This window comes from Massilia sp. Root351 (genome assembly GCF_001425045.1).
In the GTDB taxonomy this organism is placed as follows: Bacteria; Pseudomonadota; Gammaproteobacteria; order Burkholderiales; family Burkholderiaceae_D; genus Rugamonas.
The window spans coordinates 398,806-411,561 of the sequence record NZ_LMDJ01000023.1; the positions used below are offsets into that span (position 1 = coordinate 398,806).

Annotated in this window: 10 protein-coding genes; 8 read left to right on the plus strand and 2 right to left on the minus strand. The window is 66.1% G+C overall.

The annotated features are described in order from the left end of the window. Positions 1-40 precede the first annotated feature (40 nt). The 5 genes from rhaI to ASD15_RS18875 are packed head-to-tail and all read left to right on the plus strand — an operon-like array spanning position 41 to position 7,225. Positions 41-1,336: an L-rhamnose catabolism isomerase gene (rhaI, locus tag ASD15_RS18855; protein WP_057156553.1), complete on the plus strand. Its 1,296-nt coding sequence runs from the start codon at positions 41-43 to the stop codon at positions 1,334-1,336. Positions 1,337-1,357: 21 nt separating this feature from the next. Continuing rightward, on the plus strand, positions 1,358-4,258 hold the full coding sequence (locus ASD15_RS18860) for a glycosyl hydrolase (RefSeq protein ID WP_229418256.1): 2,901 nt from the start codon (positions 1,358-1,360) through the stop codon (positions 4,256-4,258). 8 nt (positions 4,259-4,266) lie between these two features. After that, complete coding sequence (locus tag ASD15_RS18865) at positions 4,267-5,715, plus strand: glycoside hydrolase family 28 protein (protein ID WP_057156767.1); 1,449 nt, start codon at positions 4,267-4,269, stop codon at positions 5,713-5,715. Then, positions 5,715-6,914, plus strand: coding sequence for a glycoside hydrolase family 105 protein (locus tag ASD15_RS18870; RefSeq protein ID WP_057156554.1), 1,200 nt, complete (start codon positions 5,715-5,717; stop codon positions 6,912-6,914). The genes ASD15_RS18865 and ASD15_RS18870 overlap by 1 nt, the downstream gene beginning before the upstream one ends. A 17-nt stretch (positions 6,915-6,931) precedes the next feature. Further along, positions 6,932-7,225 (plus strand): L-rhamnose mutarotase, encoded by a 294-nt coding sequence (locus ASD15_RS18875; protein ID WP_373888188.1) that lies wholly within the window; start codon positions 6,932-6,934, stop codon positions 7,223-7,225. 2 nt (positions 7,226-7,227) lie between these two features. On the opposite strand, the gene ASD15_RS18880 is transcribed toward ASD15_RS18875, so the two are convergent. Then, entirely contained in the window at positions 7,228-8,130 is a 903-nt protein-coding gene (locus ASD15_RS18880; protein ID WP_057156556.1) for an alpha/beta hydrolase, read from the minus strand. A 31-nt stretch (positions 8,131-8,161) separates the two neighbouring features. Between ASD15_RS18880 and ASD15_RS18885 the strand changes: the two genes are divergently transcribed. Continuing rightward, positions 8,162-8,821: a DUF1080 domain-containing protein gene (locus ASD15_RS18885; protein WP_162249921.1), complete on the plus strand. Its 660-nt coding sequence runs from the start codon at positions 8,162-8,164 to the stop codon at positions 8,819-8,821. A 14-nt stretch (positions 8,822-8,835) separates the two neighbouring features. Here ASD15_RS18885 and ASD15_RS18890 read toward each other — a convergent pair whose 3' ends face one another. Next, entirely contained in the window at positions 8,836-10,185 is a 1,350-nt protein-coding gene (locus ASD15_RS18890) for a hypothetical protein (RefSeq protein ID WP_229418257.1), read from the minus strand. A 124-nt stretch (positions 10,186-10,309) separates the two neighbouring features. On the opposite strand from ASD15_RS18890, the gene ASD15_RS18895 reads away from it, so the two are divergent. Next, positions 10,310-12,058: a rhamnogalacturonan acetylesterase gene (locus ASD15_RS18895; RefSeq protein ID WP_082551943.1), complete on the plus strand. Its 1,749-nt coding sequence runs from the start codon at positions 10,310-10,312 to the stop codon at positions 12,056-12,058. Continuing rightward, on the plus strand, positions 12,055-12,756 hold the full coding sequence (locus tag ASD15_RS18900) for a DUF6250 domain-containing protein (RefSeq protein WP_057156559.1): 702 nt from the start codon (positions 12,055-12,057) through the stop codon (positions 12,754-12,756). The genes ASD15_RS18895 and ASD15_RS18900 overlap by 4 nt, the downstream gene beginning before the upstream one ends.

The window sequence follows — 12,756 nt, forward strand, 5'->3', positions numbered from 1 at the left end:
CGCGGCCCGCTTCGTAAAAAGAATAGAGATGGAGACTGGAATGAGCACTTTGATCGACGCTGGCCGCGTGGCCGAACACAACGCAAAACTGGAAGCTAACCTGCAGGCCGACTACGACGCGCTGGCCGGCGTGCTGGCCCGCCGTGGCCAGGACATCGAGAAGCTGACCGCCGTCGCGCAACGCTTCGCGGTAGCGCTCCCGAGCTGGGGCGTGGGCACCGGCGGCACCCGCTTCGCGCGTTTCCCGGGCAAAGGCGAGCCGCGCAACGTGTTCGAAAAAATGGAAGACTGCGGCGTGATCCACCAGCTCACGCGCGCCACCCCGAGCGTGTCGCTGCACTTCCCATGGGATAAGACCACCGACCCGAGCGCGCTGCGCCAGCAGGCCGAAGGCTATGGCCTGGGCTTCGACGCGGTCAACTCGAACACCTTCCAGGACCAGCAGGGCCAGGAACATAGCTACAAGTACGGCAGCCTGACCTCGCAGGACGCGGCCACCCGCGCGCAGGCGGTTGCGCACAATATCGAATGCATCGAACTGGGCAAGGCGCTCGGCTCGAAAGGCCTGACCGTGTGGGTGGGCGACGGCGCCAACTTCCCCGGCCAGCACAACCTGCGCGGCGCGCTGGAACGCTACCTGGACAGCGCGCGCGGCATTTACGCGGCCCTGCCGGACGACTGGCAGATGTACATCGAGCACAAGCTGTTCGAACCTGCGTTCTACGCCACCACCATCGCCGACTGGGGCACCAGCTTCGCCTGCGCGCAGCAACTGGGCCCGAAGGCGAAATGCCTGGTCGACCTGGGCCACCACGCGCCCAACACCAATATCGAGATGATCGTGGCGCGCCTGGCGCAGTTCGGCAAGCTGGGCGGCTTCCATTTCAACGACAGCAAGTACGGCGACGACGACCTGGACTCGGGCAGCATCAACCCCTTCCAGCTGTTCCTGGTCTTCAACGAGCTGGCCGACGCGGAGCAGCGCGACGGCGCCAACTTCAATCCGGCCTACATGCTGGACCAGTCGCACAACGTGACCGATCCAATCGAAAGCCTGATGAACAGCGCCGCTGAAGTGCAGCGCGCAGCGGTCCAGGCTGCGCTGGTGGATCGCTCGGCGCTCAAGCAGTACCAGGAAGCCAACGACGCGCTGCAATCGGCGCAGGCGCTGAAACAGGCCTACCGCACCGACGTCAGTGCCATCCTGGCCATGGCCCGCGTGCGTTCCGGCGGCGCCATCGATCCGGTGGCATGCTACCGCGCTTCGGGCTACCGCGAAAAGGCAGCCGAAGCACGTCCAGCAAAGGCAGGCGCCAGCAGCAGCGGCATCGTCTAAGCCTTCGCCCGGAGTCTATCGATGAGCAAGCGCACCATGCGCAGGACGGCGGCTACGCGTAACATTTCCTCAACATGGCTCGCTGCGGCTGTGGCTGCCGCAGTGGCCGCCATGGCTGCCGGCGGCGCGCTTGCCTCGGCCGGCGCCGGTGCCGCAGCGGCTGGCGCGAGTGCGGCGGCTGCCCCCGGTGCCGCTGGCGGCGCCAAGCCGTACGTGCCGCCGGCGGCGGTGCGGTTCAACCGCGTGGCAGACGTTGCCGAACGGCTGGCGGCCCCGCCGGACGACGCCAAAGCCTTGGTGCGCTGGTGGTGGTTCGGCCCCAACGTAGTCAAATCGCAGCTCGAGCGCGAAATGCAGGCCATGAAGGCGGGCGGCTTCGGCGGTTTCGAGATCCAGCCGGTATACCCGATGGAGCTGGACGACCCGGCGCGCGGCATCCGCAACGTTCCCTATCTTTCCCCCGAATTCCTCGACGCGCTCGGCTTCGTCAACATGAAAGCGCACGAGCAGAAGCTGCGCGTGGACATGACGCTGGCCAGCGGCTGGCCATACGGCGGTCCCAACGTGCCGGTCACCGAAGCGGCAAGCCGCATGCGGGTCGCTGCCGTCGCCATCCCCGCCAATGCCGAATCATGGCCGCTGCCGTCCGTCATGAGCGGCGAAAAGCTGGTGGCCGCCTTTATCGGCGAGGGTACAGACAAGCAGTACGACGCCACCAAGCTGCGCCTGATCGGGCCAGCGGACGCCCAATCGGCCGGCCCCGGGCGCGCCTCCGCCGCGCCGGCCGCGCAAGACCGCGTGGCCGTGTACTACATCGCCAGCCGCACCGGCCAGCAAGTCAAGCGCGCCGCGCTCGGCGCCGAAGGCTTCGTACTGGACCACCTGAGCCGCACCGCCATCGACCACCACCTGAACGCTGTCGCCGAGCCACTGCTCAAGGCCTTCGGCGACCGGCCGCCGTACGCCGTGTTTTCGGATAGCCTGGAAGTCTACGGCACCGACTGGACCGACGATTTCCTGTCCGAGTTCCGGCGCCGCCGCGGCTACGACCTGAAGCCGCACCTGCCTGCCGTCTACAGCGGGCAGGGGCCGGACGCAGGCGCGTTGCGCCGCGACTGGGCGCTCACGCAAACGGAACTGGTCAACGAACGCTACCTGACCCCGCTGAACGACTGGGCCACCGCCCACCGCACGCAGTTCCGATCCCAGACTTACGGCGAGCCGGCCGTCTCCATGTCCAGCAACCGCCTGGTGGCGCTGCCGGAAGGCGAGGGACCGCAGTTCCGCAGCTTCTCGTTCACCCGGCTGGCCACGTCGGCCGGCCACCTGTACAACCGTCCGGTGGTCTCCGCCGAGACCTGGACCTGGCTCAACTCGCCTGCCTTCAGCGCCACGCCGCTGGACATGAAAGTCGAAGCGGACCGCATGCTGCTGCAGGGCGTCAACCAGTTCGTCGGCCATGGCTGGCCGTATACGCCGCCTGGTGCGCAGGAACCCGGCTATGCCTTTTACGCCGCCGCCGTCTTCAACGACCACCAGCCATGGTGGAGCGTCATGCCGGACGTGAACGCCTATCTGCAGCGCACCAGCTATTTGCTGCGTCAGGGGCATCCGGCGAACCGGGTCGCCGTGCTGCTGCCGAATGACGACGTCTACGCCGCACTCAAGCCGGCCAAGGTATCGCTGTCGGCCGAAATGCACAAGCACGTGACGCCGCTGCTGACGGAGCAGATTCTCGACAGCGGCCATAATTTCGACTATATCGACGCCGAGTCCATCCTGGCGCAGGACATCAAGCACGACGTGGTCGTCATGCCGCACGTAACCAGGCTGGCGCCAGACGTGCTGGCCAGGCTGCATGCTTACGTGCGGAACGGCGGCAAGATCATCGCGGTCGGCAGCAAGCCGTCCCTGGCGCCCGGCTATGCCGATGCCGCCCGCCTCAGCGCCAAGGTCGCGGCCATATCGGATCTCATGTTCGGTTCCGGTTCGCGGGCGCAGTTGGTGGGCGACGACGGCGCCGTGGGCGCGGCGCTGAAGAAGGCGCTGCCGGGCGATCTGCGCCTGGCAACGGATCAGTCCGACGTCGGCTTCATCCGGCGCAAGCTGGCCGACGGCGATATCTACTTCATCGCCAATACCAGCAACCGGGAAGTCCGCACCACCGCGACGCTAGCTAACACGCGCCGCTCGGCCGCGTGGTGGGATCCGCAGGACGGCAAAGTCACGCCGGCCGACGTGAAGTCCGGCTTCGCGCTGACCCTGGCGCCCTACGAGTCGCGCGTGCTGGTGCTGTCCGACACGGCGCAGGCCACCGTGCCCCGCGCAGCCGGTTCAGCCGGCGCGCCTGGCGTCGCCACGCCGGCGAGCGCGCCGGCGCTCCTGGCGGACCTGAGCCGCGACTGGCGGCTGGCTTTCCCCGGCGCCCAGCCGCAGGCCATGCCAGAGCTGCGTTCCTGGACCGACACCCCCGCGAAACGCTACTACTCCGGCGAAGGCGTCTACACGAAAGACGTGAACCTGCCGGCAGCGCCGCAGGCAGGCTCGCGCGTCACGCTGGACTTTGGCCCCGGCGCACCGCTGGACAGCACGCCCAAGGTCCCGGCAGGTATGCGCGCTATGCTGGAAAGCCCCGTGCGTGAAGCCGCCGTGGTCTATATCAACGGCCAGCGCGCCGGCTCGGTCTGGAAGCCGCCGTACCAGCTCGATGTCACCCCATGGCTCAAAGCAGGCAGCAATCGCATCGAAGTGCGCGTCGCCAATCTCGCGCTGAACGGCCTCGCCGGCCAGGAACGCCCCGACTACCGTCTGCTGTCCGCCCGCTACGGGCAGCGCTTCGTCCCGCAGGACACCCACCTGATCGAGCCCAGGCCATCCGGCATGCTCGGCCCCGTGCTCCTGCTGTCAGAGCAAATCAAATGAGGAACATCATGCAGACAAACTGGATACGCGCCGCGCTGGCGGCCGGGTTGGCAGCGGTCATGGCGCTGGCCATGCCGGCCGCCAGCGCCAAGGACTATAGTGTGGACAAATACGGCGCCAAGGGCGACGGCACGACCATCAACACCAAGGCCATCCAGGCCGCCATCGATGCGGCGGCCAAGGACGGCGGCCGCGTCGTATTCCCGGCCGGGACTTACCTGAGCGGCTCCATTTTCGTCAAGAGCGGCGTCACGCTCAACGTGGGGAAGGGCGCCACCATCCTCGGTTCGCAGAACATCCAGGACTATCCGGTCATGCCGACCCGTATTGCCGGCATCGAGATGAGCTGGCCGGCGGCGCTGGTAAACGTCTATGAGCAGAAGAACGCGGTAATCGAAGGGGAAGGCACCATCGACGGCGACGGAAAAATATTCTGGGACAGCTACTGGACCCTGCGCAAGGAGTACGAACCGCGCGGCCTGCGCTGGGCCTCGGACTACGACGCGCAGCGACCGCGCCTGGTACAGGTATTCAACTCCTCCAACGTGAAGGTCGGCGGCGGCCTGCTGCTGCGCCGGTCCGGCTTCTGGACGCTGCATATTTGCTACTCCAGCGACGTGACGGTGGACGGCGTTGTGATCCGCAACAATGAAGGCGGACGCGGACCGTCGACGGACGGCATCGACATCGATTCCTCCAAGCGCATCCTGGTGCAGAACGCCGACATCGCTGTCAACGACGATGCGCTGTGCCTGAAAGCCGGTCGCGATTCCGACGGCCAGCGGGTGGCCCGCACCACGGAGGACGTGGTTATCCGCGACTCCATCGTGCGCGACGGCGCCGCCGGTGTCACTTTCGGCAGCGAAACAGCAGGCGGCTTCCGCAATATCGAGGCCTACAACATCACCGTGGTCGGCAACGTACCGGTCGGTATCCTGTTCAAGTCCGCGCATACCCGGGGCGGCTTCGGCGAAAATCTGCGCCTGCACGATTTCAAGATGACGGACATCCCGGTCGTCATGCGCATCACCATGAACTGGAATCCGAGCTACAGCTATGCCACCATTCCGCCGGAGATCAAGGACTATCCGCCGTACTGGAAAGTGCTGGCCACGCCGGTGCCGAAGGAAAAGGGCCGCGCATTCTTCCACGACGTGAGCATCTGGAACATCAAGGCCACCGGCGCGACCACGGCGTTCGAGGTCAGCGGCTACAAGGAAGTACCGCTGGAGCGTTTCAGCCTGAAGAATATCGATATCCAGGCCAGGCAGGGCGGCCATATCTATGACGTGAAGGATTGGCAGTTCACCGACGTAAAGCTGGCCATTACCGCGCCGGTGGAGTTGGAAGAGGCCGCTGCCGTGCGCGGCCTGCCTGCCGGCGCCAGCGTGGTGCGCCAGGTGCGCAAAGTGGAAGACCCATCGAAGAAGAGCTTTGAAGAACAGGACAAGACCTGATGTTTAAGCAGACCACACTTTTCCTCTCCCTCGGCCTGGCGTTCGGGCTTGCCGCCGGCGCAGCCTCCGCCCAGCAGAGTTACCCCTTGCCGACTGCTGCCCAGCAAGCCATCGTCGAGAAGGACACCAGCCGCAAGTTCGGCGACGCGCCTGCCGACGGCGGGCCGCTGGCAACCGATCTCTCGCCCGCGCTGGAGCCGGCCGCCATCGACAAGGCCCTGCGCAAGGTGGCCGACTGGCAGCTGGACCGCACCATGCGCCATCTGGACAAGATCTGGACCTCGGCAGTGCTGTTTACCGGCTTCATGGCAGCCAGCGAAGCCACCGGCGACCCGAAATACCGCCACGCCATGCTGAGCATGGCCAAGGGTTTCAATTGGGAGCTGCGCACGCCGTATCCGAACGCGGACGATATCAGCGTGGCCCAGACCTACCTGGAGCTGTATGCGCTGGACCCGTCGCCGGAGAAGCTGGCGGCCACGCGCACCCAGCTGGACATCCTGATCAACCTGAAAACGCTGAAGCCCGGCGACGACCGCCTGCCGTGGTGGTGGTGCGACGCGCTGTTCATGGCGCCGCCGGTCTGGCTCAAGATGTACAAGGCCACCGGCGAGCGTAAATACCTGGACTACGTGCACGAACAATGGCAGAAGACCTACGATCTGCTGTACGACAAGCAGGAGCACTTGTACGCGCGTGACGCGAGCTACATCGGCAAGACCGAGCCGAACGGCAAGAAGATCTTCTGGTCGCGTGGCGAAGGCTGGGTGTTGGGCGGGCTGGCGCGCAGCCTCGACTACATTCCTGCGGACGACCCGAAGCGGCCGTTCTACATCCGGCAGTTGCGCGAGATGTCGGCCGCCGTGGCCAGGCTCCAGGGACCGGACGGCCTGTGGCACGCCGGCTTGCTTGACCCGGCCACTTATCCGTTGCCCGAGATTTCGGGTTCGGCGCTATTCGTGTACGGCATGGCCTACGGCGTGAACAAGGGCTACCTGGATGAGAAAACCTACCGCCCGGTGATCGAGCGCGCGTGGGCCGGTATCCTGAAGAGCGTTTACCAGGACGGCCGCCTGGGCGGCATCCAGCAAACCGGCGCGGAACCGGCGTTTTACCGGCCCGCGTCCAGTTACAACTACGGCGTGGGCGGCTTCCTGCTGGCTGCGGCCGAACTGAAGAAGATGGCGGTAAAAAAATGACGATACGCGCGTTCCGCATGAAACTGAAACCCGGCACGGTGGAGGAGTACCGCCGCCGGCACGACGAGCTGTGGCCGGACCTCGGCCGCGCGCTGGGCGAAGCAGGCATCTACGATTATTCCATCTTCCTCGACGAGGAAACGCTGCATCTGTTCGCGGTGCTCAAGCTGCGGCAGGAAAATCACATTGCCGAGCTGCCGAAGAAGGAAGTGATGCAGCGCTGGTGGGACTATATGGCCGACCTGATGGAAGTGGAACCCGGCAACCGGCCGCGCGAATGGCCGCTCGAGCAGATGTTCCACTTCGCCTGATGTTACTTCTTTGTCAGCAGGCCGCGTGCGCGCAGCCATTCCTCGGCGCGGCGCGGCCAGTCGGAGGAAGTGCCCAGGCCATCGCGCATACCCATGCCGTGGCCGCCGCGTTCTAGCAGATACATCTCGGCCGGCACGCGCGCCTTGGTCAGCGCCTGGTAGAACAGGATGCTGTTCTCAACCGGCACCGACTGGTCTTCCTGGGTGTGGATCAGCAGCGTGGGCGGCGTGGCGGCGGTAACCTGCTTCTCCAGCGACATTAGCTTCACCAGGTCGGCCGGCGGCGATTTGCCCAGCAGTGCCTGGCGCGAGCCCATGTGCGCGGCCGGCGGTTCCATGGTGATGACGGGGTACATCAGCATCAGGAAGTCCGGCCGGCCGCTGGTGCCGTCAAGCGCGGCGCCAGTGCGGCCGGCCGGCAGGTCGAACAGCGTGCCCGCGCTGGCCGCCAGGTGGCCGCCGGCCGAGCTGCCCATCACGCCGATGCGCGCCGGGTCGATGCCGAATTCCTTGGCCCGCGCGCGCACCATGCGCACGGCGCGCAGCACGTCCTGCAGTGGCGCCGGATGGCCGAATTCCTGCATGCGGTACTTGAGCACAAAGGTGGTGACGCCCAGGCCGGAGAGCCAGTTCGCATACTGCGTGCCTTCGCGGTCGGCCGAGAGCCGCACATAACCGCCGCCAGGGCATATGATGACGGCGGTGCCGTTGGGCCGGTCCACCGCAGGCCCGACCAGCGTCAGGGTAGGCTCGCTGACGTTGGAAATGCGGCCTTCCTGGAGCTGCTCGGCGCCCATGCCGGCGCGGGCGCCGGGCACGCCCTCGGGCCACAGGGCAATGACGGGATTGGCGCTGGCCAGCGCGGCAATGCAGCTGATCATGGTCGCAAGTATGAGTTTTTTCATGGTGTCGGAGAGAATATCAGAGATGAATAAGATGAGTGATCGCAAAATGAACCGATTGTGGACCATGCTGGGTGCGGCATTGCTGGCGGCCGGCGCGGCTGCCAGCCAGGCCGCCGCGGCAGACCTTTTCAATGGCAAGGATTTCTCCGGCTGGGAGCTGCAGACCACGCCTGCAGCGCCGCTCGATAGTGTTTTCACGATGCTGCCTGACGGCGTGGTGGCGTCCACCGGACAGCCGTCGGGCTTCCTGGCCACCACAGAGAGCTACCGCAATTACCGCCTGCACCTGGAATGGCGCTGGAGCGGCAAACCTGGCAACGGCGGTGTGCTGTTGCATATCAGCCCCGGTCCCATGGACCGCGTCTGGCCGGTGAGCCTGCAGCTGCAGACCAAGCATGGCAGCACCGGCGACCTGTTGCCGATGGCGGGCTACGCTTTCGCCGAGCCGCCCACCAGCGCGGCCGGCGCGTCGCCCGTTATCAAGGCCCGCATGGCCGGGGACAGCGAACTGGCGGCCGGCCAATGGAACAGCGCCGACATCGTCAGCCGCGATGGCACGGTGGAAATCAGCGTCAACGGCGTGGCGCAGAACAAGGTCACCAGGGCCAGCCCGGCCTCGGGCCGCATCGGCTTCCAGCTGGAAGGGGCGCCGTACGAGCTGCGCCGGGTGAACCTGACGCCGCTCGACTGAGCATCCCTTCGGAATTACTTCCGCTTCAGCCACTCTTCCGGCACCGGAACGATCACGATGTTCATCGAGCGGCCATCCTCGGACAGCATGGCCGACTGGATTTCGATCTTGGTGCCGTCGGCGTTGAAAGTCGGATGCGGATGGTCGGCGGCGGTGTCCTTGTGGCCGGTGGTCAGCATGATCATTTCGCGCGTCTTGCGGTCTATCAGGTAGACGCTGCGGCTGAAGTCGTCGCCCACCGCCCAGCGGCCGTCCGACGAGCCATGCACGTGCCATAGCCCGCTGCCCGACGGGGTTTGTCCGGCAATGGTCATTTCGCGCGTGCGCAGGTTGACGATGGCCAGGCCGGTCGGCTTTTCTCGTGTGCCCGACGGCCCCCATGCCGCGTCCTGGCCCGGATTGGCGCCGCCCACGCCGGTCGCCGGAGCCGCCACGCCGCCCGCGCCCTCGGGAATTTTGCGGTGGCCCATGATGGCCATCGCCACCTCGTCCTTGGAGATCACGGCCTCGTGCGTCACCCACTCGTACGGCGCTTCCGGGTACAGCGGACGCAAGCCGCTGCCGTCGGCTTTCACGGTCCAGGTGCGCTGCGGCGACTTGCCGCCGGTCTCCCAGCAGAACACGATCTCGCCCGGGTTCCACAGATTGGCCTGGATATGGCCGATCTGGAACGGCACCGACACCACGTGCTTGATCTCGCCCGTTTGCACGTTCATGCGCGCGATGCCGTTCGGCCCCGCGCCCATGCCGCGCGGGCCGAAGGGCTGTTCGGCTTTGACGCCGGGCGCCAGGTGCTTGGCTGCTTCATCTTTGCCTACGCGGAAGTAGGCCCATTCCTCGTCCGCGTCCAGCGCCATGTCGCCGCCGGCTTCCATGCCCAGCGGGGTGGTGCCGGCGACGCGCTGGTAGGCGGCGGCCGGCTTGAGCGAGCCGGCCGCGCTGTCGGCAAACAGGCGCGCCATGTCCACTTCCACGATTTGCAGGCGGCCCTTGACGCTGTCCTGGCGCATGAAGTACAACTTCATGCTCTTGCGCGCCAGGTTCAGCATGCCGGTATAGCCGCCTTCGCTGACCTGGACGATGTCGCCCGTCTTCTCGTTTACCGCCAAGGCTTCGCCATCGGCCAGGCGCGACCTGAACACCACCCACTGGCCGTCGGACGTCCATTGCGGGTGGGTAGGGTAGATTTTCGAGTCCCCATGCGGCTTGCTGGTCAGGAAGGTGAGCATGGTGCCGGTGACGGGATCCTTCACCACCTTGCGCTCGGACGGGAAGCGCTTGCCGATCTGGGCGTGCGCAGTACCACTGAAGGCGCATGCCATCAGGATCGCCGCGATGGCCGGCATGAGGAGTCTGGTTTTCATAAATAGCTGATTTCAGGTTACGGGAATTCGATTGTGTCCGCATTTTAGCGGTGCGATTGCTCATCTTCCTGATTCTTTGCAAGCCAGGCGCGGAGTCTGAATGGCATCGCATAGAATTATCTCCATGAACAAAATCCTGAAGGCGCTGGGCCACGCCGCATCCACCCTGGTCTGCTGCATCGCAATATCGTCGGCCGCATCGGCGCAGGGCGCCTTGCCGGCCGCCGTGAATACCGACCCGGCGCAGGCGCGTCCGCAACTGCCGGAACCGGCCAACCCCGCGCTGCCGTCACTGGTCCTGATAGGCGACTCCACGGTCCGCAATGGCCGCGATGATGGCCAGGGCAAGGGCGAGGAGGGCCAGTGGGGCTGGGGCAATCCGATTGCCGCCTATTTCGACGCCGGCAAGATCAATGTGGTGAACCGCGCCATTGGCGGCTTGAGCAGCCGCACCTATATCAGCGGCGGGCACTGGGAGCGCACGCTGGCTTTCATCAAGGCCGGCGACGTGGTCATCATGCAGTTCGGGCATAACGATTCGAGCGCCATCAACGACACCAGCCGCGCGCGCGGCACCATCAAAGGCGTGGGCGAGGAGAGCCAGGAGATCGACAACCTGCTCACCGGGAAGCATGAAACGGTGCGCAGCTACGGCTGGTACCTGCGCCGCTACGTCGCCGAGATCCGCGCCAGGGGCGCCACGCCCGTCATCTGCTCGCCGATACCGCGCAAGATATGGGACGCCGAAGGCAAGATCGGCCGCGGCAAGGGCGACTACGCCGGCTGGGCCGCCGAGGTGGCGCGCCAGGAGCGCGTGGCTTTCATCGATCTGAACGAAATGGCGGCCCGCAAGTACGATGAGATGGGCCGCGACGCGGTGATGAAACTGTTTCCGCTGGTGACGCCGGATGAGCGCGTCCACTCCAACTGGGCCGGCGCGGAACTCAATGCGCGGCTGGTTGTCTCAGGCTTGAAGTCGCTGCGGCTGCCGCTGGTGCAATCCGCGTTCAGCGCCAAGGCGGCGGATATTGCCCCCGCCGAGGACGAGCGGCCGGTGGTGGACGGCGCCAAGGTGCGTGGCGACATGCCGCGCGATCCGGCGCTGCCGAATGTCTTCATTGTCGGCGACTCGACCGTGCGCAGCGGAGGCTCGAACGGCATGTTCGGCTGGGGCGAGCGCATTGCGCCGTTCTTCGATACCAGCAAGGTGAATGTCGTCAATCACGCCATCGGTGGCCGCAGCAGCCGCACCTTTCTGACCGAAGGCCGCTGGGACAAGGTATTGGCGCAGATGAAGGCCGGCGACGTGGTGCTGATCCAGTTCGGCCACAACGACGGCGGCCGCATCGGTGATCCGGCCATGAAGGGCAGGGCGTCCGGCAAGGGCACCGGCCCGGAAACCGTCGAGGACACCAAGCCGGACGGCAGCAAGGAGCAGGTGCATAGCTTCGGCTGGTACATGGCGAAATACGTGGCCGACGCCAAGGCGAAGGGCGCTTCCGTCGTGCTGCTCTCGCCGGTGCCGCACAAGGACGCCTGGGAGCAGGGCCGCGACTTTTCCACCTTCGCCCAGTGGGATGCCGAAGTGGCTGCAGCGGGCGGCGCCCAGTTCGCCGACCTGACCATGGTCGTCAGCGACGGCTACCGCAAGCTTGGCGCCGCAGCCGTGGCCGGCTTGTTCTCGGACGCGCGCACCCATACCAACGACGCCGGCGCGCAGTTCAACGCCCGCAGCGTGATCGCGGCGCTGAATGGCCTGCCGCGCAACCCGGCTGCACCGTATTTGTCCGCGCAGGGCAAGGCCGTACCGCCAGCCGCCGCCACGGCAGGTAGCGCACCCGCGTCCGCAGCCGCCGCCAAGGCCTGGCCATGAGCGCGTACCGTGCGGCCGCGCTGGCGACACTGGCCATTGTGCTGTCGGGGGCGGCGCAGGCGCAGGAGTGCAGCAGCTGGGGAAAACCGGGCGCGCTGCTGTATGCGGACGGTTTCGATGGCGGGCTGTCGCAATGGGTACCGGAGTACCGGGCCGCCGCCGGCTCGAGCATCGCCGCACGGCAGGGCAAGCTCACCGTGGACGTGGCGGGCGACGCCACCGTCTGGTTCAAGCCCAGCCTGTCGGGCGATGTCCAGATCAGCTACCGCCGCAAGATGCTGATGGCCGGCGGCGCCAACGACCGCCTGTCGGACCTGAACCAGTTCTGGATGGCGAGCGATCCGCGCAACGCCAACTTGTTCACCCGCGACGGCACTTTCGCCCAGTACGACGCGCTGAGCCTGTACTACATGGGCATGGGGGGCAACAGCAACACCACCACCCGTTTCCGCAAGTACGACGGCAAGGGCCAGCGGGTGCTGCTCGGCGACCTGGCCGACAGTGACTACCTGCTGCTGCCCAACCGCGAATACCAGATCGAGATCGCGGTCTACCGGGGCTGTACGCGCATCCTGGTGGATGGCGAGGCATACTTTACCTACCGCGATCCAGAACCGCTGCGCTCTGGCCATTTTGGCTTTCGCACCACACATTCGCGGCAGGAGATTACCGACTTCAAAGTGCAGCGGCTAGAATAG

Coding starts and splice junctions, on each gene's coding strand:
- rhaI (WP_057156553.1), top strand. CDS start 41: ATGAGCACTTTGATCGACGCTGGCCGCGTGGCCGAACACAACGCAAAA.
- ASD15_RS18860 (WP_229418256.1), top strand. CDS start 1,358: ATGAGCAAGCGCACCATGCGCAGGACGGCGGCTACGCGTAACATTTCC.
- ASD15_RS18865 (WP_057156767.1), top strand. CDS start 4,267: ATGCAGACAAACTGGATACGCGCCGCGCTGGCGGCCGGGTTGGCAGCG.
- ASD15_RS18870 (WP_057156554.1), top strand. CDS start 5,715: ATGTTTAAGCAGACCACACTTTTCCTCTCCCTCGGCCTGGCGTTCGGG.
- ASD15_RS18875 (WP_373888188.1), top strand. CDS start 6,932: ATGAAACTGAAACCCGGCACGGTGGAGGAGTACCGCCGCCGGCACGAC.
- ASD15_RS18880 (WP_057156556.1), bottom strand. CDS start 8,130: ATGAAAAAACTCATACTTGCGACCATGATCAGCTGCATTGCCGCGCTG.
- ASD15_RS18885 (WP_162249921.1), top strand. CDS start 8,162: ATGAGTGATCGCAAAATGAACCGATTGTGGACCATGCTGGGTGCGGCA.
- ASD15_RS18890 (WP_229418257.1), bottom strand. CDS start 10,185: ATGAAAACCAGACTCCTCATGCCGGCCATCGCGGCGATCCTGATGGCA.
- ASD15_RS18895 (WP_082551943.1), top strand. CDS start 10,310: ATGAACAAAATCCTGAAGGCGCTGGGCCACGCCGCATCCACCCTGGTC.
- ASD15_RS18900 (WP_057156559.1), top strand. CDS start 12,055: ATGAGCGCGTACCGTGCGGCCGCGCTGGCGACACTGGCCATTGTGCTG.